We start from the raw sequence: 19,787 nt of genomic DNA, 5'->3' as shown, positions 1-19,787 counted from the left end.
GGCAAGCCAGCTCCCACATTGATTGGGTTTTCACCTTGAGATCAGGTGCTGGGCTTGGCCCTTCTGGCCTTGAAGAACTCACTCAACACCGCCCCGCACTCTTCAGCCAACACCCCACCTTCAAACAACACCCGGTGATTGAGAAAGCCCTGGGTAAAGAACTGCCCCTGGCTCTGCACAATCCCGGCCTTGGGCTCCAGCGCGCCGTACACCACCCGGGCGATGCGCGAGTGGACGATCAGCCCGGCGCACATGCTGCACGGTTCCAGGGTCACATACAGGGTGCTGCCCGGCAGGCGGTAGTTGCTGACGGCCTGGGCCGCCGCGCGGATGGCGACCATCTCGGCATGGGCGCTCGGGTCGCTGCCGCTGATCGGGCAATTGAAGCCGCGGCCGATGATTGCGCCGTCCTGCACCAGCACCGCGCCCACCGGCACTTCGCCGAGGGCCGCGCCCTGGGCGGCGAGGGCCAGGGCTTGGCGCATAAAGTCCTGGTCGCGGCTGCGGTCGATGATGGCCGTGGGGCGAACCTGGCGCATCACGCCACCTCGATGGCGGCCATCAGGCCGGTTTCCATATGGTCGATCACATGGCAATGGAACATCCACACCCCGGGGTTATCCGCCACCAACGCCACGCGGGCGCGCTCGTTCTTGCCCAGCAGGTAGGTGTCGGTGAAGTACGGCGTGACCTTGTGGCGGTTTGACGCGATGACCTTGAAGCTCATGCCATGCAGGTGGATCGGGTGCTGGTACTGGGTCATGTTCTTCAATTCAAAAATATAGCTCTTGCCCAATTGCAGCTTGGCAATCGGGCGGTCGGCGCAGGTCTTGTCGGTGATGTCCCAGGCCTGGCCGTTGATCTGCCACAGGCTCGGCGGTTTACCGTTCTCGACATTGACCGAGACCTGGCCGACCCATTCAAAATTGAAGTTGAGTTTCTCGGCATTGGCCAGGTCCGGCTCGGCAATCGGGTTGGCCGGCAACGCAGGTGGCCACTCGCCAGGCGCCTCGGTGTTGGCCACCGAGCGGAAGGTGCCCAGGCGTACCGGGCCATTGCGGATCGACAGTTCTTCGCCGGTCGGCGGGGCCTTGATCGCCAGGCAGATGCGCATGCCCGGGCCCAGCCAGTATTCCTTGCCCAGGGGCCGGGGCTCGATGGGGTTGCCGTCCAGGGCGTAGATCTGCGCCTCGGCGTTGGGGATATTCAGGCGATAGGTCAGGGTGTTGTCGAGGTTGAGCAGGCGCACCCGGGTGATTTGCCCGGCCGGCAGGTCAATGACCGCCTGCGGCACACCGTTGATGGTCGACAGGCGCCCGGCCGTACCGCCACGGGCGGCTTCGCGGGGGATGCTGAATTCGACAAATTCGCCCTGTTCGTCGATATGCCAGTTTTTCAGGCTCAGGGTGCGCTCATGCTGGAAGCCGGTGGGCTCGCGCTCTTCGACAATCAACGGCCCGACCAGGCCACGGCCCAGCTCTTCGCTGCTGCTGACATGGGGGTGATACCAATAGCTGCCGGCATCCGGCACGCGGAACTGGTAGTCGAAATACTCGCCGGGCAATACCGGCAGTTGCGAGACATAGGGCACGCCGTCCATTTCCAGGGGCAGGCGGATACCGTGCCAATGGATGGTGGTGGCAACCGGCAGGTGGTTGATAAAGCGCACCCGCAGCCATTCACCCTGGCGTACGCGCAACTCGGTGCCCGGCGCCGAGGGACCGAACGCCCAGGCCTGGGTGGTGTGCCCCGGCACCAGTTCCACGTCCAGGGGCGCGGCAATCAGTTCGTAATCACGCCCGGCGCTGGCGTCCGCGACTTTCCCCAGCCAATAGCGATAGGCGCCACCGGCACCGACGCCCACCACTGCCAGGCCGGCGAGGCCACCAAGGATTTGTCGACGGGAAAAGGATCGGGACACAACAACCTCACGGATCTGCGCGGGCGCAAGGCCTGCAAAGGGCAAATACGATACACCCCTGCCGGCTAAACAGTAAGGCTTCGCATTGCCGCATGTGGGAGCAAGCGGGCTTGTGTGGGAGCCGGCTTGCCCGCGATAGCGCTGGGTCAGTCAATAGAGGTATCGACTGAAACGGCCTCATCGCGGGCAAGCCCGCTCCCACACAAGCGCGCCCCACCCTGGATTTTCAGCGTTGGTCAGTGTTTGGCGGCAGCCAGGATCAGCGCTTTCATCTCGGCAACCGCGCCCTTGAAACCGACGAACAGCGCGTGCGCCACCAGCGCATGGCCGATGTTCAGTTCGTTGATGCCCTTGATCGCCGCCACGGCTTCGACGTTGTGGTAATGCAGGCCATGGCCGGCGTTGACGATCAGGCCCTCGCGCAGGCCGCAGGCCACGCCGTCGATGATGCGCTGCAGTTCGTCAGCGACTTCGCTCGGGGTGGTGGCATCGGCGTAGCGGCCGGTGTGCAACTCGATGGCCGGTGCGCCCACGCGGTGCGAGGCTTCGATCTGCCGTTCGTCGGCGTCGATAAACAGCGAGACTTCACTGCCGATCTGCGACAGGCGCTCGACTGCGGCCTTGATCCGCGCTTCCTGGCCGGCCACATCCAGGCCGCCTTCGGTGGTCAGTTCCTGGCGGGTTTCCGGGACCAGGCAGATATGCGCCGGGCGGATGCGCTCGGCGAAGGCCATCATTTCTTCGGTGATGCCCATCTCGAAATTCATGCGGGTTTGCAGCACGTCCTTGAGCACCAGCACGTCGCGCTCCTGGATGTGCCGGCGGTCTTCGCGCAGGTGCACGGTGATCCCGTCGGCGCCTGCTTCTTCAGCATCCAGCGCGGCCTTGACCGGATCAGGGTAGCGGGTGCCCCGGGCCTGGCGCAGGGTGGCAACGTGGTCGATATTGACGCCAAGAAGAATGCGATTGCTGGTGGTCACGGAAGCGCTCCTGAAAAGGGAAAGAATCGGCGTACAGCATACACGGGGATGTCAGGGCTTCCGAAACAACTCGCGACTGACCAAGGGCCGACCGCCCAGATGCACAGCCAGGGCCTGGCGCATCAGGCGCTTGGCCGCAGACAAGGCACCGGGCGCGCTCCACTCGGCCTCGGCCATGGCCAGCAACTCGGTGCCCTGGAACAGGCCGGGTTGCAGCAGGTAGACACGCTCCAGCCCGGCGTCCACTTGCAGGCGGTACATGCCGTCGCTGGCGATGGGCTCGCCGTGCAGGTCGTTGTGCAGGTCGAAGCCGTAGCCCAGGTCGTCGAGCAGGCGCCACTCGAAAGCGCGCAGCAGCGGCTCCAGGGGACGGCCTTCAGCCAGGGCCAGCAGGGTCGCGGCATAGTGATCGAACACTGCGGGGTGCGGGTCTTCGGCGGGCAGCAGGCGGATCAGCAGCTCATTGAGGTACAGGCCGCTGAACAGCGCCTCGCCATTGAGCCAGGCCGAGGTGCCGATGCTTTCCAGGCGGCCGACGTTTTTCAGCTCGCCCTTGCCGCGAAACTCCACGTCCAGGGCCACAAATGGCCGCGCCAGCGTCCCCGCCTTGCCCCGCGCGCTGCGCAATACCGCACGCAGCCGACCCTGGGGCGTGAGGAAGTCCACCAGGGCGCTGGTCTCGCGGTAGGCGCGGCTGTGCAGGACGTAGGCGGGTTGGCTGGGGGGTGGGGATTGGGACATGAATGTCTCTTCGCGGAACTTAAGAACAGCGATAAACCAATGTGGGAGCTGTCTTGTGTGGGAGCTGGCTTGCCTGCGATGCAGACGCCTCGATGTATCAAGTAGACCGAGGCGATGCTATCGCAGGCAAGCCAGCTCCCACACAAGCCCGCTCCCACATTTTGTCCTGCGGTGTTACTGGTGACTGATTACAGGTCGCCGTAGCCCAGGGAACGCAACGCGCGCTCGTCATCGGACCAGCCACCCTTAACCTTCACCCACAGGTTAAGCATGATCTTGGAATCGAACAGCACTTCCATGTCCTTGCGCGCCTCGGTGCCGATGCGCTTGATGCGTTCGCCCTTGTCGCCAATGATGATTTTCTTCTGGCCGTCACGTTCGACGAGGATCAGCGCATGGATATGCAGGGTCTTGCCCTGCTGCTTGAACTCTTCGATTTCCACGGTGATCTGGTACGGCAGCTCAGCACCCATCTGGCGCATGATTTTCTCGCGTACCAGCTCGGCGGCGAGGAAACGGCTGCTGCGGTCGGTGATCTGGTCTTCCGGGAAGAAGTGCTCGTTCTCCGGCAGGTAGCCGGCGATCACCCGCTCCAGGGCTTCGAGGTTGTGCCCGTGCTGGGCCGAGATCGGCATGATCTGGGCGTTCGGCAGTTGTTCCTGCAACCAGCTCAGGTGCGGCATCAGCTCGGCTTTGTCTTCGATGCGGTCGGTCTTGTTCAGCGCGACGATCAATGGCCCGGTAACGTACTGCACACGCTCCAGGACCATCTGGTCTTCATCGGTCCACTTGGTGCGGTCGACCACGAAGATCACCACGTCGACGTCTTTCAACGCCGCCGAAGCGGTCTTGTTCATGTAGCGGTTCAGGGCTTTCTCGCCGCCTTTGTGCATGCCCGGGGTATCGACATAGACCGCTTGCACGTTGCCTTCGGTCTTGATGCCCAGCATGTTGTGGCGGGTGGTCTGCGGCTTGCGCGAGGTGATCGCCAGCTTCTGCCCCAGGATATGGTTGAGCAGCGTGGACTTGCCCACGTTGGGACGGCCGACGATGGCAACATAGCCACAGCGTGTTGCGGTTGAATCAGTCATGGCCATTCTCCACGCCCAGGGCAATCAGTGCTGCAGCGGCCGCTACCTGTTCGGCAATACGACGGCTCACACCCTGACCTCGGCTTTTTTCGTTCAATAAGGTGACTTCGCATTCGACGAAGAACACACGGCAGTGCGGCTCACCCTGGATATCCACCACTTCGTAGCGTGGCAGTTCGCAGCCACGCGACTGCAAGAATTCCTGCAGGCGGGTCTTGGGATCCTTGTTGGTATCCACCAGGGTCAGGCTGTCGATTTCCGACGCCAGCCAGGCCATGACCCGCTCCTTGGCCACTTCCATCCCGGCATCGAGATAGATCGCACCGATCAGGGCTTCCAGGGCATCGGCCAGGATCGACTCGCGACGGAAACCGCCGCTCTTCAACTCGCCGGACCCCAGGCGCAGGTACTCGCCCAGGTCAAAACCACGGGCCAGGACGGCCAGGGTCTCGCCTTTCACCAGGCGTGCGCGCAAGCGCGACAGCTGGCCTTCACGGGCCAGGGGGAAGCGGTTGAACAGGGCTTCGCCCGCGGCGAAGTTAAGGATGGCATCACCGAGGAACTCCAGGCGTTCATTGTTGCGCCCAGCAAAACTGCGGTGTGTAAGGGCAAGGACCATCAATTCCTGGTCCTTGAAGGTGTAGCCGAGCTGACGCTCAAGACGACTCAAAGAAACGCTCACGGTTTACCTACTGTCAGTACGTGGCGGCAAAGGCCATCGACGATTAACGCTGTGTTCAAATTCAAATCCTGGCAATGCTGCGTATTGCTCGAAGCCGGACCAATGTCCAAGCCCCAGAAAAGCATTCGGCGCTGTGTTCACAGCGCCGCATGGATTACTTGATCAGCCCTACCCGCGAGAAGTTCGGCAGGTGGCTGAGCTTGGGTTCCGGCCAGCTCATCCAGACCGCAAAGGCCTTGCCGACGATATTCTGGTCGGGAACCATGCCCAACAGCGCCTTGGGAATGCTTGGGTCATCCCAGTAGCGGCTGTCGTTGGAGTTGTCGCGGTTGTCGCCCATCATGAAATAGTGCCCGGCAGGCACGGTCCACTGGTTGTCGGGCGGCGAACGGTAGCGGCTCATTTCCTTGCGGATCTGGTGCTCTACCGCCCCGAGTTTTTCCTCGTACAGCTCGGCGCTGCCCAGGGTGTTCGGCTCGGAACCGATGAGTTTCTCGGCCACCGACTCGCCATTGACGAACAGGCGCTTGTCGCTGGTGTAGCGGATCACGTCACCCGGCAGGCCGACCACACGCTTGATGTAGTTGACGTTCGGGTCGCTTGGGTAGCGGAACACCATCACATCGCCGCGCTGCGGATCACCCACCTCGATGATTTTCTTGTCGATCACCGGCAAGCGGATCCCGTACGAAAATTTATTCACCAGGATGAAGTCGCCCACATCCAGGGTCGGTTTCATCGAGCCCGAAGGAATCTGGAACGGCTCTACCAGAAACGAGCGCAGCACCAGCACGATGAACAACACCGGGAAGAACGACTTGCCGTATTCAACCAGCAAGGGCTCTTTGTTGAGCTTCTCGATCACTACGCCATCGGGCTGGCTGACGCTGCCCTGATAGGACGCGATGGCCGCCCGACGACGCGGGGCGAAGAACAGCAGATCGAGCAGCGCCAGGAGACCACAGACGGCAACGGCGATGACCAGCAACAGCGGGAAATTTAGTGACATAGGACCTAACTATCCAACCTGAGCACCGCAAGGAAGGCTTCTTGTGGAATTTCCACGTTGCCCACTTGCTTCATGCGTTTTTTACCGGCCTTTTGCTTCTCAAGCAGCTTGCGCTTACGGCTGACGTCGCCGCCATAGCATTTGGCCAGTACGTTCTTTCTGAGAGCCTTGACGGAGGTCCGCGCAATGATCTGCCCGCCAATGGCGGCCTGGATCGCGACGTCGAACATCTGGCGCGGAATCAGTTCCTTCATCTTCTCGGTCAACTGACGACCTTTGTAGTGCGCATTATCCTTGTGCACGATCAGCGCCAGGGCATCGACCTTGTCGCCGTTGATCAGCACATCGAGCTTCACCAGATTGGCCGATTGGTAACGGTCGAAATGGTAATCCAGCGAAGCATAGCCGCGACTGGTGGATTTGAGGCGGTCAAAGAAGTCCAGGACCACTTCGTTCATCGGCAAATCATAGGTCACTTGGACCTGGGTGCCGAGGAACAGCATGTCGTGCTGCACGCCACGTTTTTCGATACACAGGGTAATGACGTTACCCAGGTGCTCCTGCGGCACAAGAATATTGGCCCGCACGATCGGTTCGCGCATGTCTTCGATGGACGACAGGTCCGGCAACTTGGACGGGTTGTCGACGTAAATCGTTTCACCGGTTTTCAGCGCCAGCTCAAAAATAACGGTTGGCGCGGTGGTGATCAGGTCCAGGTCGTACTCGCGCTCCAGGCGCTCCTGGATGATCTCCATGTGCAGCATGCCCAGGAACCCGCAGCGGAAGCCGAAGCCCAGGGCGTCGGAGCTTTCCGGGGTGTACTGCAACGACGAGTCGTTGAGAGTCAGCTTCTGCAGGGCTTCGCGGAAATCCTCGAAGTCGTCGGAGCTGACCGGGAACAGGCCGGCATAGACCTGCGGCTGGATGCGCTTGAAGCCTGGCAGCACGTCGACGTCCGGGGTGGAGCTCAAGGTCAGGGTGTCACCGACCGGTGCACCGTGGATGTCCTTGATACCGGCGATGATGAAGCCTACTTCACCGGCTTTCAGGTCAACGGTGGCGGTGTGTTTCGGATTGAAGACACCGACGCTGTCCACCAGGTGGATCTTGCCGGTGGACTTGACCAGGATCTTGTCGCCCTTCTTCACCCGGCCGTGGCGCACACGGACCAGGGACACAACGCCCAGGTAGTTGTCGAACCAGGAGTCGATGATCAACGCTTGCAGCGGATCTTCGATGTTGCCGGTAGGGGCGGGAATGGTCTTGACCAGGCGTTCGAGCACTTCGTCGACACCCAGGCCGGTCTTGGCGCTGCACTCGACGGCGTCGGTGGCGTCAATGCCGATGATTTTTTCGATTTCTTCCTTCACGCGGTCCGGGTCGGCCTGCGGCAGGTCGATCTTGTTCAGCACCGGCATGACTTCCAGGCCCTGCTCGATGGCGGTGTAGCAGTTGGCCACGGACTGGGCTTCAACGCCCTGCCCTGCGTCCACCACCAGCAGCGCGCCTTCGCAGGCGGCCAGGGAACGGCTGACTTCGTAGGTGAAGTCGACGTGGCCCGGGGTGTCAATGAAGTTCAACTGGTACTTGATACCGTCTTTGGCGGTGTAGTACAGGGTAACGCTGTGGGCCTTGATGGTGATCCCGCGCTCGCGTTCGAGGTCCATGGAGTCCAGAACCTGGGCTTCCATTTCACGCTCGGCAAGGCCGCCGCACATCTGGATGAATCGATCGGCCAGCGTCGACTTACCATGGTCAATGTGGGCGATGATGGAGAAATTGCGGATATGACTCAAATCACTCACGGATCAACACTCAAAAAGGCTGCAGGCAGATTGCCCGCTGAAAAATAGCCGGGAATTGTACCTGATGCTCAGGCCAGGCGTCATCTTTGACGACCAATAACAAAAATGCCCCGTTCTTGCGAATGGGGCATTTTTTGTTCAACACGCGCGGATCAAGCGGCCCGGCGCAACAGCCAGAAGCCGGCCAGGGCACAGATAGTGGTCGGCACCAGCACCGCAAACAGCGGCGAGAAACCGAATACCAGGCTCGACGGCCCCAGCAAGTCCTGGGCAATACGGAAAGTGAACCCCACCAAGACCCCGGTAAACACACGCTGGCCCAGGGTTACCGAGCGCAACGGGCCGAAAATAAACGAGATCGCCATCAATACCAAAGCGGCGGTCACCAGCGGCTGCAACACCTTGACCCAAAATGCCAGCCAGTAACGGCCGTTGTTCAGGCCCTGCTCCTTGAGGTAGTGGATATAGCTCCACAAACCGGAGATCGGCAGGCTTTCCGGGATCATCACCACGGTATTGAGCAGTTCTGGCTTGAGCGCAATGTCCCAGGCCTGTGTCGGCTCGTTGATCACCTCGGTGCTGGCCTCGGTGCCTTTGCCGGGATTGCGGAAATGGGTGGTGGTGACATCGCTCAACACCCACTGGTTGTCACTGAACTGGGCGCGCTTGGCAAAGCTCGACGACAGCATGTGGCGCTCATCGTCAAAGCGATAACGGGTCACACCCACCAGCAGGCCGCCGGGTTGCACCGCGTTGATGTGGATGAACTCATCACCCTGGCGGTGCCACAGGCCGCGCTTGGAACTCTGGGCATCGCCCGAGCCCAGGGCCAGCGCACGGTTGGCCTGGGCGGTGGTTTCCGCCGGTGGCGCCACGTATTCGCCGATCAGCACGCTGGCGGCCATCAGCAGCAGCATGGGTTTCATCACCGCCCAGACGATACGGGAAACAGACACCCCCGCCGCGCGCATGATGGTCAGTTCGCTGTTGCTGGCCAGGCTGCCCAGGCCGATCAGGCAGCCGATCAGCGCGGCCATCGGCATCATGTCGTAGAGGCGGCGCGGCGCGGTCAGTGCCACGTAGCTCAGGACGTCCGTGACCGTATAGGTCTCGGTGACGTTGCCCACTTCATCAATAAAGGCAAACAACGACGCCAGGCCGAGGATGATGCCCAATACCGCCAGGATGGCGACCAGTACGCTGCTACCGATGTAGCGATCCAGCTTACCCACGAGCCATCTCCTTCATGCCGCGACGGCTCTGCATTTTCAAGCGAATCGGTTCCCAATAGAGCAGGCCCAGGCCAATCATCAGGAAGATACCGTGGACCCACCACAACCCCAGGAGCGGCGACAGCTTGCCCTTCTCCAGGGCGCCGCGGGCGGAAATCAGGATGGTCAGGTAGGCCATGTACAGCAGAATCGCCGGCAGCAGCTTGAGGAAGCGGCCCTGGCGCGGGTTGACCCGGGACAGTGGCACCGCCATCAGGGTGACGATAAACACCAGCAGCGGCAGGGAGAGGCGCCATTGCAGCTCGGCGATCGCCCGCAACTCCTTGCTACCGATCAGGGCACTTGTCGGGAGGGCATCGCGGTCGGTGACCTCGTTGCTGACTTCCGGCCGGGCCAGCATGACGCCGTAGGTGTCGTACTTGATGGCGCGGTAGTCGGCCTGGCCGGGGCTGCCGTCGTAGCGATAGCCGTTTTCCAGGATCAGGTAGCGGCTGCCGTCCGGGCGTACTTCCTGGCGCCCGCTATCGGCCACCAGTACGGAAATGCCACGGTCTTTCTTGTCCTGGCCCAGGCGCTTCTCGGAAATGAACACACCGCCGAGGTTGGTCCGATCATCGGTCATGCGCTCGGTGTAGGTCACACGGGTGCCATCGTTGAGTGCCTGGAAGCGGCCCGGCTCAAGGGTGTCGAACTCGGTCATCGCGTCCTGTTTGTTGAGCACCAGCTGGAACTGCATAAGGCCCTGAGGCGCCAGGCTCAAGCTCAGCCAGGCCACCACCAGCGCCACGCCGGTGGCCGGGACCATGGTCATGGCCAGCAAGCGCTGCTGGCTCATGCCGGTGGCCGAGAGCACGGTCATTTCGCTTTCGAGGTAGAGCCGGCCATAGGCCAGCAGGATCCCGAGAAACAGGCCCAGGGGCAGGATCAGTTGCAGGAACCCTGGCATGCGAAAGCCCATGATCAGGAACAATGAACCGGGATCCAGGGCCCCCGAGGCAGCCTGGGCCAGGTATTTGACGAAACGACCACTCATGATGATGACCAGCAACACCGCACTCACGGCACTCAGGGTCAGCAGAACTTCGCGGGACAGATAACGGAAGACAATCAAACCAGACACTCCAGGGTTGTCAGGCTAAGGCGGCCAAACAAGCAAGCATATCAAGTCGCCCCGTTGACACGGGCCGGCGAAAAAGATGGCGCATTATCCTGTGATTGTCGGCGCCTGTCACGGAGCTTGCTCACACCCGTGCACAAAGCTGGCCTCAAGGGTTGTCAGGCTGAGGCGGCGCGGTACAAACTGCTGGCTTTGTCGCGTTCGCTCAGGCGAGCCCAGCCTACAGGCCGGAGTACAGACTCCAGGCTCTTTGACCTTTATATAAGGGACCCGAACATGGAATTGGTTGTAAAAAGCGTTAGCCCCGAAACGTTGAAGACCGCCACCCTCGTGGTCGCCATCGGCGAAGGCCGCAAGCTCGGCGCGGCCGCCAGGCAAGTTGACGAACTGAGCGGTGGCGCCATCAGCGCCGTGCTCAAGCGTGGCGACCTGGCCGGCAAGGTCGGCCAAAGCCTGCTGCTGCAAAGCCTGCCCAACCTCAAGGCCGACCGCGTATTGCTGGTAGGCGTGGGCAAGGACGCCGAACTGGGCGACCGCCCGTTCCGCAAAATCATCAGCGCCATCTTCGGCACCCTCAAGGGCCTGGGCGGCAGCGATGCGGCACTGGCGCTGGACGAAATCGTGGTCAAGGGCCGCGACAGCTATGGCAAGACCCGCCTGCTGGCCGAAACCCTGCTGGACGGTGGTTACACATTCGATCAGTTCAAGAGCCAGAAAGCCGAACCCCGTGCCCTGAAGAAAATCACCCTGCTGACCATCAAGGCCGCCCAGGCTGAAGTGCAGCGCGCCACCACCCACGCCCAGGCTATCGCGACCGGCATGGCGTTCACCCGCGACCTGGGCAATATGCCACCTAACATCTGCCACCCGACCTACCTCGGCGAGCAGGCCAAGGCCTTGGGCAAAGCGTTCAAGGGCCTGAAAGTCGAAGTCCTGGACGAGAAAAAGATCAAGGAACTGGGCATGGGCTCGTTCTATGCCGTGGGCCAGGGCAGCGACCAGCCACCACGCCTGATCGTCATGCAATACAACGGCGGCAAGAAAGCCGACAAGCCGTTCGCCCTGGTCGGTAAAGGCATCACCTTCGACACCGGCGGCATCAGCCTCAAGCCGGGCGCCGGCATGGACGAGATGAAGTACGACATGGGCGGCGCCGCCAGTGTCTTTGGCACCCTGCGCGCCGTGCTGGAGCTCAAGCTGCCGATCAACCTGGTGTGCATCCTGGCCTGCGCCGAGAACATGCCGAGCGGCGGTGCTTCCCGCCCTGGCGATATCGTGACGACCCTGAGCGGCCAGACCGTGGAAATCCTCAACACCGACGCCGAAGGCCGCCTGGTGCTGTGCGATGCCCTGACCTACGCCGAGCGCTTCAAGCCGCAAGCGGTAATCGATATCGCCACCCTGACCGGGGCCTGCATCGTCGCCCTGGGCTCCCACACCTCAGGCCTTTTGGGCAACAACGACGAGCTGGTCGAGCAACTGCTCAGCGCCGGCAAGGCCGCCGACGACCGCGCCTGGCAACTGCCGCTGTTCGATGAGTACCAGGAGCAACTGGACAGCCCGTTCGCCGACATCGCCAACATTGGCGGGCCAAAGGCCGGCACCATCACCGCCGCGTGCTTCCTGTCGCGGTTTGCCAAGAACTTCAACTGGGCCCACCTGGACATCGCCGGCACCGCCTGGACCAGCGGTGGCAAGGACAAGGGCGCTACCGGCCGTCCGGTGCCGCTGCTGACCCAGTACCTGCTGGATCGCGCCAAAGCCTAAACGCAACCCTGTAGGAGCCGATTTACAGGCTCCTACAGGGTTTTGCGTGCCTGCCTGGACATGTAATGACCCAAGTCGACTTCTATATATTACCCAGCGCCGATCCTTCGGCTCGCCTGGACTTTGCCTGCAAACTCACGGAAAAGGCCTGGCGCATGGGCCACCGCATCTATCTGCATTGCAGCGATGCCGCCCAGCGCGAAGACCTCGATGCCCGCCTGTGGCGCTTCAAGGGCGAGAGCTTCGTGCCCCACGGCCCCGCAGAATCGGAGCCAGGGGGGCTGGTGGTGCTGGGTGTAGGCGACAGTTGTGGTGATCACCATGACCTGTTGGTCAACCTGGACCTGAAAGTGCCGGCCTTTGCCAAGGGGTTCGCCCGGGTGGCGGAAGTGGTGGTGGAAGATCCGGCTATTCGTCAGGCCGCGCGGGAGAGTTTCCGTTTCTACCGCGAACAGGGCTATTCTCTGCAAGATCACCGATTACAGCGACTCTGAGCACATGATGGACACTTCAAACCCGCTAAAACCCTCCGACCACCTGCTGGACGACCTTGAGTCGATCCGCCAGTTGCTGGGTGATGACAACCTGCAACCGCCGCTGCTGACCGAGACCGTCGCCACCGGCGAAGTACAGATCCCCCTGCTGTTCGATCTGGTCGGCGCCAAGCCTGCCGCCGCCGAGCCGGTCGAACCGCCCCTCGTGCAAGCAGAACCGGCCGCCGAAAAAGCCCCCGACGCCCTGCTGCTGCACCTGGACAACGAATTGCGCGCCGCGGCGCAATTGATCATGCAGGACGTGATCGACGACTTCGCCCCGCATATCGAAACCGAGATCAAGCGCCGGATGGATGCGCGAATGGAGCGGTTGCTCAGCCAGTACCAGTCCTGACCCACACAAATCCCCCCTGTGGGAGCGGGCTTGCCCGCGATGGCGGTGGGTCAGTTGAAAGATACTTGGCTGATACACCGCTATCGCGAGCAAGCCCGCTCCCACACAAGCCCACTGCCACATTTGATCCGCGTAAGCCTTAGCCCCTCTCTTCGTCTCGCCCTCTCCCCTATCCCCCGTTATACTTGTCGGCTTTCCTGAATAAATGCCAACTAGGGTCCCGCCGCGCATGGATAAGACCTACCAGCCGCACGCTATTGAAACTTCCTGGTACAACACCTGGGAGTCCGAGAACTATTTCGCCCCGCAAGGCGCGGGTGATTCCTACACCATCATGATCCCGCCGCCGAACGTCACCGGCAGCCTGCACATGGGTCACGGCTTCAACAACGCGATCATGGACGCCCTGATCCGTTTCCGTCGCATGCAGGGGCGCAATACCCTGTGGCAGCCGGGCACCGACCATGCCGGTATCGCCACCCAGATGCTGGTGGAACGCCAACTGGAAGCCAGCGGCCAGAACCGTCACGACCTGGGCCGCGAGAAATTCCTGGAAAAGATCTGGGAATGGAAGGACCAGTCCGGCGGCAATATCAGCCGTCAGATCCGTCGCCTGGGCTCGTCCGTAGACTGGAGCCGCGAGCGTTTCACCATGGACGACGGCCTGTCGGAAGCAGTCAAGGAAGCCTTCGTGCGCCTGCATGAAGATGGCCTGATCTACCGCGGTAAGCGCCTGGTCAACTGGGACACCAAGCTGCACACGGCGATTTCCGACCTTGAAGTGGAAAACCACGACGAGAAAGGTTTCCTGTGGAACCTCAAGTACCCGCTGGCCGACGGCGCCAAGACTGCCGAAGGCCACGACTACCTGATCGTCGCCACCACCCGCCCGGAAACCATGCTCGGCGACTCCGCTGTGGCCGTTAACCCGAACGATGAGCGCTACCAGGCCCTGATCGGCCAATTCGTCGAACTGCCATTGGTCGGCCGGCGTATCCCGATCATCGCCGATGATTACTGCGACCCCGAATTCGGCACCGGCTGCGTGAAAATCACCCCGGCCCACGATTTCAACGACTATGAAGTCGGCAAGCGCCACAACCTGCCGCTGCTGAATATCTTCGACAAGAACGCCGCCGTCCTGCCGGCCTGTCAGGTGTTCAACCTCGACGGCACGCTGAACGACAGTGTCGATGGCAAGATCCCAGCCGAATACGCCGGCCTCGACCGTTTTGAAGCGCGCAAGCAGATTGTGGCTGCGTTCGATGCCGCCGGCCTGCTGGTCAGCGTGGACGACCACGCCCTGAAAGTGCCCAAAGGCGACCGCTCCGGCACCGTGATCGAGCCGTGGCTGACCGACCAGTGGTACGTCTCCACCAAGCCATTGGCAGAACCGGCGATTGCTGCTGTGGAAGATGGCCGCATCCAGTTCGTGCCCAAACAATACGAAAACATGTACTTCTCGTGGATGCGCGATATCCAGGATTGGTGCATCAGCCGTCAGTTGTGGTGGGGCCACCGCATTCCGGCCTGGTACGACGAGTCGGGCAAAGTCTATGTCGGCCGCGATGAAGCCGAAGTGCGCGCCAAGCACAACCTCGGTGCGGACGTGGCGCTGCAACAGGACAACGACGTACTGGACACCTGGTTCAGTTCGGGCCTGTGGACCTTCTCGACCCTGGGCTGGCCGCAGCAGACCGAGTTCCTGAAGAAATTCCACTCCACCGACGTGCTGGTCACCGGTTTCGACATCATTTTCTTCTGGGTTGCCCGGATGATCATGCTCACCATGCATTTGGTGAAGAACGAGGATGGCACCCCGCAGGTGCCGTTCAAGACCGTGTACGTGCACGGCCTGGTGCGTGATGGCCAGGGCCAGAAGATGTCCAAGTCCAAGGGCAACGTGCTGGACCCACTGGACATCATCGACGGCATCGACCTGGAAACCCTGGTGCAAAAACGCACCTCGGGCCTGATGCAGCCGAAACTGGCGAAAAAGATCGAGAAGCAGACCCGCGACGAGTTCGCCGACGGCATCGCCAGCTACGGCACCGATGCCCTGCGCTTCACCTTCTGCTCGCTGGCGTCCACCGGTCGCGACATCAAGTTCGACATGGGCCGCGTCGAAGGCTATCGCAACTTCTGCAACAAGATCTGGAACGCGGCGCGCTACGTGCTGGACAAGGGCGAAGACTGCGGCCAGAACGGCGAAGCCTTTGAGCTGTCCCTGGCTGATCGCTGGATCATCTCCCAGTTGCAGCGCACCGAAGCCGAAGTGACCCGCCAACTCGACCAGTTCCGTTTCGACCTGGCCGCACAAGCGCTGTACGAGTTCATCTGGAACCAGTATTGCGACTGGTACCTGGAACTGTCCAAGCCGGTGCTGTGGGACGAGAACGCACCGATCGAGCGCCAGCGCGGCACCCGTCGCACCCTGGTGCGCGTGCTGGAAGTGGCGTTGCGCCTGGCGCATCCGTTCATGCCGTTCATCACCGAAGAAATCTGGCAGCGCCTGGCGCCGCTGGCCGGTATCGAAGGCAAGACCATCATGCTGCAACCTTGGCCGGTGGCCAATGAAGCCCGCATCGACGAGGCCGCCGAAAGCGATATCGAATGGCTCAAGGCCCTGATGCTCGGCACGCGCAATATCCGCGCCGAGATGAACATCGGCCCGGGCAAGCCATTGGCGGTGTTCGTGAAGAACGCTAGTGCCGAAGACCAGCGCCGTCTCACCGAGAACGACGCCCTGCTCAAGAAGCTGGCCAAGCTAGAGTCGATCACTGTATTGGCTGATGGCGCCGAAGCACCGCTGTCTGCCACCGCACTGGTTGGCGAGATGGAAGTGCTGGTGCCGATGGCCGGGCTGATCGACAAAGGCGCCGAACTGGCGCGCCTGGACAAGGAAATCCTGCGTTTGCAAGGCGAAGTGCAGCGCGTGGGCGGCAAGCTGTCCAATGCCGCCTTCGTCGACAAGGCCCCGGCCGAAGTCATCGACAAGGAACGCGCCAAGCTGGCCGAAGCCGAACAGGCCTTGGGCAAGCTGGCGGAGCAACATGCGCGGATTTCCAGCCTGTAAGGGCCGGCCTGCGTAAAAAAGAGACCTTCGGGTCTCTTTTTTTTGGCTCTGGAAAACACCCCACTGCCCATTGAAAACCCGATCAATGTGGGAGCTGGCTTGCCTGCGATAGCCTCACCTCGGTCTACCTGATAGGCCGAGTCGCTTGCATCGCAGGCAAGCCAGCTCCCACATTTGCCCGGGTCGGGCTCAGGATGTGTGACAATGGCCGCCACTTTGAGCCAACACCAGAATCATCATGACCGCCCCCAGCACACCCAAACCGCCCCGCAAGAAGCCGAAAACCGCCGCCCCGGCCAAGCCCGTCGCGCCACGTAAAGAGGCCACTCTGCACCCGCGCAACCGCCACCAGGGCCGCTACGACTTCCCGGCGCTGATCAAGACCACGCCGGAACTGGCCCAGTTCGTGATCCTCAACCCCTACGGCAAGGAAAGCATCGACTTCGCCAACCCCGACGCAGTGCGGGTGTTCAACCGGGCGTTGCTCAAGGCGTTCTATGGCGTGCAGCACTGGGATATCCCGGCTGACTACCTGTGCCCACCGGTGCCAGGGCGTGCCGATTACGTGCACTTCCTCGCCGACCTGCTGGCCAGCGTCAACGATGGCAAGATTCCCCGGGGCTCAATCGTCAAGGTGCTGGACATCGGCATGGGCGCCAACTGCGTCTACCCGCTGATCGGCTACATGGACTACCGCTGGAATTTCCTCGGCTCCGAGATCGACCCGACCGCCGTGGCGGCCGCCAAGGCCATCGTGCAGTCCAATGACCTGAGCAAGGTCATCCAGTTGCGCCTGCAAAGCAACCCCAAGCATATTCTGCTGGGGCTGCTGGAGCCGGGTGAGCGTTTTGACCTGACCATGTGCAACCCGCCGTTCCATGCCTCCATGGACGAAGCGACCAAAGGCAGCGAGCGTAAATGGCGCGCCCTGGGCAAGGCCGACCCCAAGCGCAAGTTGCCGGTACTGAACTTCGGCGGCCAATCGGCAGAGCTGTGGTGTGAGGGCGGTGAAGCGCGGTTTGTCACGCAATTGATCGCCGAAAGCGCGCACTTTGCCCATAAAGTGCTGTGGTTCAGCACCCTGGTGTCAAAAGCGTCCAACCTGCCCGCCATCCAGACCGCGCTGAAAAAGGCCGGCGCCCTGGAAAGCCAGGTGGTGGAGATGTCCCAGGGCCAGAAACAGAGCCGTTTTGTGGCCTGGACCTTCCAGACCAAGAACGAGCAGCAGATCTGGCGCCAGCGCTGGGTGCGCTAGGGGCAAATCGCAGGCAACAAAAAACCGTGCCCGGATCGCTCCGGTGCACGGTTTTTTTTACTGCGTCTTACTTGTTGATCGAGTCGGTCAGGCCTTTGGCCACAACCAGCTTGATCACTTTCTTCGCAGCGATTTCGATGGCAGCGCCAGTCGAAGGGTTACGGCCGGTACGGGCTGGACGCTCGGTCACTTTCAGTTTGCCAACACCTGGCAGAGTGATTTCGCCACCGTTGTCCAGCTGGTCACCAACGATCTGAGCCAGCTGCTCCAGTACGGCACGTACTTGAACCTTGGTGGTGTCAGTGGATTCGGCGATATCAGCGATCAGTTGGTCTTTAGTCAAAGCCATTATGGTGTTCCTTCCCTATCAAATTCATTTGGATTGCAGAGTGCAGTGTCAGCCATCGAGCCCGACCGTCATGGCCTGGCACCCCTGGCCATAACCGCGAGAGATCGGGGTTATAGATGCCTGAAACGGGGTTTGGTTCGACCTGACAAATGCTGAATGCACGCTTAACGCCGATACATCGCGTAAGACCGGGCAAAACTAGCACAGAGACGGGGAAATATCCGCTTCTACCGACCCATTTGGTCAGCTTTATCGCTCTAAACCGTGAAAAAAAGGCATATGAGCTGTCAGAGGGCTGCCAAAACCGCTGCAAACGACGCTGCGACCAACGGGTGCGGTACACTGGCGACTTTTTCCGGGAGGCCAACCGCTCCCGCCCAACCAGCCGAGAAGCCCATGCCGATCCGTCACTGCATCGTCCACCTGATCGACAAAAAACCCGACGGCACGCCCGCAGTTCTCCACGCCCGTGACTCCGAATTGGCCGAGTCCGCCGCCATCGAGAACATGCTCGCCGACCTCAACGAGAGCTATAACGCCAAACAAGGCAAGGCCTGGGGTTTGTTCCATGCCGAGTCCGGCGCGCACCCGTTCAGCGGCTGGTTGAAGGAATATTTCGAGGGTGGCAAGGATTTCACTGCCTTCAGCCGGATTGCCGTGGAGCATCTGCAAAAGCTGATGGAGGAATCCAACCTCTCCGTCGGCGGCCACGTGCTGTTTGCCCACTATCAACAAGGCATGACCGACTACCTGGCCATCGCCCTGCTGCACCACAGTGAAGGCGTGGCGGTGACCGACGAGCTGGACGTGACGCCCTCGCGCCACCTGGACCTGGGCCAGTTGCACCTGGCGGCACGCATCAACGTGTCCGAATGGCAGAACAACAAGCAGTCCAAGCAGTACATCTCGTTTATCAAGGGCAAGAACGGCAAGAAGGTCTCGGAGTACTTCCGCGACTTTATCGGCTGCCAGGAAGGCGTCGACGGCCCGGGCGAGACCCGCACCCTGCTCAAGGCCTTCAGTGACTTCGTCGAAAGCGAAGACCTGCCGGACGAATCCGCCCGCGAAAAAACCAAGACCCTGGTGGACTACGCCAGCAGCCAGGCCAAGCTCGGCGAGCCCATGGGCCTGGAAGAGCTGTCGGGCCTGATCGATGAAGATCGGCCAAAGGCCTTCTACGACCATATCCGCAACAAGGATTACGGCCTGTCGCCGGAAATCCCCGCCGATAAGCGCACCCTCAACCAGTTCCGCCGCTTCACCGGGCGCGCCGAAGGTTTGTCCATCAGCTTTGAAGCGCACCTGTTGGGCGACAAGATCGAGTATGACGAGGCCGCCGGCACCCTGATCATCAAGGGGTTGCCGACCCAACTGACCGACCAGCTCAAGCGCCGTAACTGATGCTCGGCGGGGTCCTGAAGAAAGTCCTGCTGGTGTTGCTGGTGGTGGTAGCGATCCAGAACTGGGGCAAGGTCGAGCGACTGTTCAATCCGTCGCAGGTCGTCCCGGAGCAGGTACGCGCCACTGCCCGGGTGACGTTGTACACCACCGACTGGTGCGGGTACTGCAAGCAAACCCAGCGCTTCCTCGATCAGAAGGGCATTCCCTACACCCGCGTGGATATCGAGAAGGATGCCCAGGGACGCAAGACCTATGAAGCCCTGGGCGGCGGCGGGATTCCGTTTGTAGACGTCAATGGCACGCAGATCCGCGACTACAACCCGCAGGCCATCCTGTCTGCCCTGAACCTGTAGGCGCAAGCAAACCCTAATGCCGATCAGTTAAGCGCAGATCCCCTGTGGGAGCGGGGGGGGGGGGGGGGGGGGGGGGGGGGGGGGGGGGGGGGGGGGGGGGGGGGGGGGGGGGGGGGGGGG

At 61.6% G+C, this 19,787-nt stretch carries 18 protein-coding genes; 7 read left to right on the top strand and 11 right to left on the bottom strand.

Annotated elements, in window-relative coordinates; genetic code table 11:
* Positions 1 to 41: 41 nt before the first annotated feature.
* The 10 genes from tadA to lptF form a co-directional block, all read right to left on the bottom strand.
* On the bottom strand, positions 42 to 539 hold the full coding sequence (tadA, locus tag AC07W7_RS25185; RefSeq protein ID WP_099167687.1) for a tRNA adenosine(34) deaminase TadA: 498 nt from the start codon (positions 537 to 539) through the stop codon (positions 42 to 44).
* Positions 539 to 1,921: a multicopper oxidase family protein gene (locus AC07W7_RS25180; RefSeq protein ID WP_495040321.1), complete on the bottom strand. Its 1,383-nt coding sequence runs from the start codon at positions 1,919 to 1,921 to the stop codon at positions 539 to 541. Before AC07W7_RS25180 ends, tadA begins: the two co-directional genes overlap by 1 nt.
* Positions 1,922 to 2,157: 236 nt before the next feature.
* On the bottom strand, positions 2,158 to 2,901 hold the full coding sequence (gene pdxJ / locus AC07W7_RS25175; protein ID WP_076962367.1) for a pyridoxine 5'-phosphate synthase: 744 nt from the start codon (positions 2,899 to 2,901) through the stop codon (positions 2,158 to 2,160).
* A gap of 51 nt (positions 2,902 to 2,952) precedes the next feature.
* Positions 2,953 to 3,642: a DNA repair protein RecO gene (recO, locus tag AC07W7_RS25170; RefSeq protein ID WP_099167685.1), complete on the bottom strand. Its 690-nt coding sequence runs from the start codon at positions 3,640 to 3,642 to the stop codon at positions 2,953 to 2,955.
* 188 nt (positions 3,643 to 3,830) lie between these two features.
* Positions 3,831 to 4,733 carry a GTPase Era gene (gene era / locus AC07W7_RS25165; protein WP_076962365.1) on the bottom strand — a complete coding sequence of 301 codons (903 nt, stop codon included), beginning with the start codon at positions 4,731 to 4,733 and terminating at the stop codon, positions 3,831 to 3,833.
* Positions 4,726 to 5,415, bottom strand: coding sequence for a ribonuclease III (gene rnc, locus AC07W7_RS25160; protein ID WP_029297476.1), 690 nt, complete (start codon positions 5,413 to 5,415; stop codon positions 4,726 to 4,728). Before rnc ends, era begins: the two co-directional genes overlap by 8 nt.
* A gap of 154 nt (positions 5,416 to 5,569) precedes the next feature.
* The gene (gene lepB, locus AC07W7_RS25155) at positions 5,570 to 6,424 is read right to left on the bottom strand and encodes a signal peptidase I (protein WP_076962364.1); all 855 of its coding nucleotides are present in this window, start codon (positions 6,422 to 6,424) and stop codon (positions 5,570 to 5,572) included.
* Between the two features lie 5 nt (positions 6,425 to 6,429).
* Positions 6,430 to 8,229, bottom strand: a complete 1,800-nt coding sequence (lepA, locus tag AC07W7_RS25150) for a translation elongation factor 4 (RefSeq protein WP_029297480.1) — start codon at positions 8,227 to 8,229, stop codon at positions 6,430 to 6,432.
* Positions 8,230 to 8,381: 152 nt separating this feature from the next.
* Entirely contained in the window at positions 8,382 to 9,461 is a 1,080-nt protein-coding gene (gene lptG, locus AC07W7_RS25145; RefSeq protein ID WP_076962363.1) for an LPS export ABC transporter permease LptG, read from the bottom strand.
* Entirely contained in the window at positions 9,454 to 10,572 is a 1,119-nt protein-coding gene (lptF, locus tag AC07W7_RS25140; protein ID WP_076962362.1) for an LPS export ABC transporter permease LptF, read from the bottom strand. The genes lptG and lptF overlap by 8 nt, the downstream gene beginning before the upstream one ends.
* 282 nt (positions 10,573 to 10,854) lie before the next feature.
* Here lptF and AC07W7_RS25135 point away from each other — a divergent pair, with 282 nt between their 5' ends.
* From AC07W7_RS25135 to rlmF, 5 genes are all read left to right on the top strand, one after another.
* Positions 10,855 to 12,345: a leucyl aminopeptidase gene (locus tag AC07W7_RS25135; RefSeq protein ID WP_076962361.1), complete on the top strand. Its 1,491-nt coding sequence runs from the start codon at positions 10,855 to 10,857 to the stop codon at positions 12,343 to 12,345.
* Positions 12,346 to 12,410: 65 nt separating this feature from the next.
* Positions 12,411 to 12,839: a DNA polymerase III subunit chi gene (locus AC07W7_RS25130; protein WP_076962360.1), complete on the top strand. Its 429-nt coding sequence runs from the start codon at positions 12,411 to 12,413 to the stop codon at positions 12,837 to 12,839.
* Positions 12,840 to 12,846: 7 nt separating this feature from the next.
* On the top strand, positions 12,847 to 13,233 hold the full coding sequence (locus tag AC07W7_RS25125; RefSeq protein ID WP_076962433.1) for a DNA polymerase III subunit chi: 387 nt from the start codon (positions 12,847 to 12,849) through the stop codon (positions 13,231 to 13,233).
* Positions 13,234 to 13,462: 229 nt separating this feature from the next.
* Entirely contained in the window at positions 13,463 to 16,309 is a 2,847-nt protein-coding gene (locus tag AC07W7_RS25120) for a valine--tRNA ligase (RefSeq protein ID WP_495040320.1), read from the top strand.
* A 238-nt stretch (positions 16,310 to 16,547) separates the two neighbouring features.
* Positions 16,548 to 17,564 (top strand): 23S rRNA (adenine(1618)-N(6))-methyltransferase RlmF, encoded by a 1,017-nt coding sequence (gene rlmF / locus AC07W7_RS25115; RefSeq protein WP_169866799.1) that lies wholly within the window; start codon positions 16,548 to 16,550, stop codon positions 17,562 to 17,564.
* A gap of 67 nt (positions 17,565 to 17,631) precedes the next feature.
* Here rlmF and AC07W7_RS25110 read toward each other — a convergent pair whose 3' ends face one another.
* A complete protein-coding gene (locus tag AC07W7_RS25110) occupies positions 17,632 to 17,913 on the bottom strand; it encodes an HU family DNA-binding protein (RefSeq protein WP_038443110.1) in 282 nt (93 codons plus the stop codon).
* A 396-nt stretch (positions 17,914 to 18,309) separates the two neighbouring features.
* Between AC07W7_RS25110 and yejK the strand changes: the two genes are divergently transcribed.
* Entirely contained in the window at positions 18,310 to 19,314 is a 1,005-nt protein-coding gene (yejK, locus tag AC07W7_RS25105; RefSeq protein ID WP_076962357.1) for a nucleoid-associated protein YejK, read from the top strand.
* Positions 19,314 to 19,667, top strand: coding sequence for a glutaredoxin family protein (locus tag AC07W7_RS25100; RefSeq protein ID WP_495040319.1), 354 nt, complete (start codon positions 19,314 to 19,316; stop codon positions 19,665 to 19,667). Before yejK ends, AC07W7_RS25100 begins: the two co-directional genes overlap by 1 nt.
* The last annotated feature ends 120 nt before the right edge of the window (positions 19,668 to 19,787 follow it).

This window comes from Pseudomonas sp. GW821-FHT01D09, from assembly GCF_059422465.1.
This window is presented reverse-complemented; position numbering and strand designations above follow the sequence as displayed.

Coding starts and splice junctions, on each gene's coding strand:
- AC07W7_RS25120 (WP_495040320.1), top strand. CDS start 13,463: ATGGATAAGACCTACCAGCCGCACGCTATTGAAACTTCCTGGTACAAC.
- lepB (WP_076962364.1), bottom strand. CDS start 6,424: ATGTCACTAAATTTCCCGCTGTTGCTGGTCATCGCCGTTGCCGTCTGT.
- AC07W7_RS25135 (WP_076962361.1), top strand. CDS start 10,855: ATGGAATTGGTTGTAAAAAGCGTTAGCCCCGAAACGTTGAAGACCGCC.
- era (WP_076962365.1), bottom strand. CDS start 4,733: ATGACTGATTCAACCGCAACACGCTGTGGCTATGTTGCCATCGTCGGC.
- tadA (WP_099167687.1), bottom strand. CDS start 539: ATGCGCCAGGTTCGCCCCACGGCCATCATCGACCGCAGCCGCGACCAG.
- AC07W7_RS25130 (WP_076962360.1), top strand. CDS start 12,411: ATGACCCAAGTCGACTTCTATATATTACCCAGCGCCGATCCTTCGGCT.
- recO (WP_099167685.1), bottom strand. CDS start 3,642: ATGTCCCAATCCCCACCCCCCAGCCAACCCGCCTACGTCCTGCACAGC.
- rlmF (WP_169866799.1), top strand. CDS start 16,548: ATGACCGCCCCCAGCACACCCAAACCGCCCCGCAAGAAGCCGAAAACC.
- AC07W7_RS25100 (WP_495040319.1), top strand. CDS start 19,314: ATGCTCGGCGGGGTCCTGAAGAAAGTCCTGCTGGTGTTGCTGGTGGTG.
- AC07W7_RS25110 (WP_038443110.1), bottom strand. CDS start 17,913: ATGGCTTTGACTAAAGACCAACTGATCGCTGATATCGCCGAATCCACT.
- yejK (WP_076962357.1), top strand. CDS start 18,310: ATGCCGATCCGTCACTGCATCGTCCACCTGATCGACAAAAAACCCGAC.
- AC07W7_RS25125 (WP_076962433.1), top strand. CDS start 12,847: ATGGACACTTCAAACCCGCTAAAACCCTCCGACCACCTGCTGGACGAC.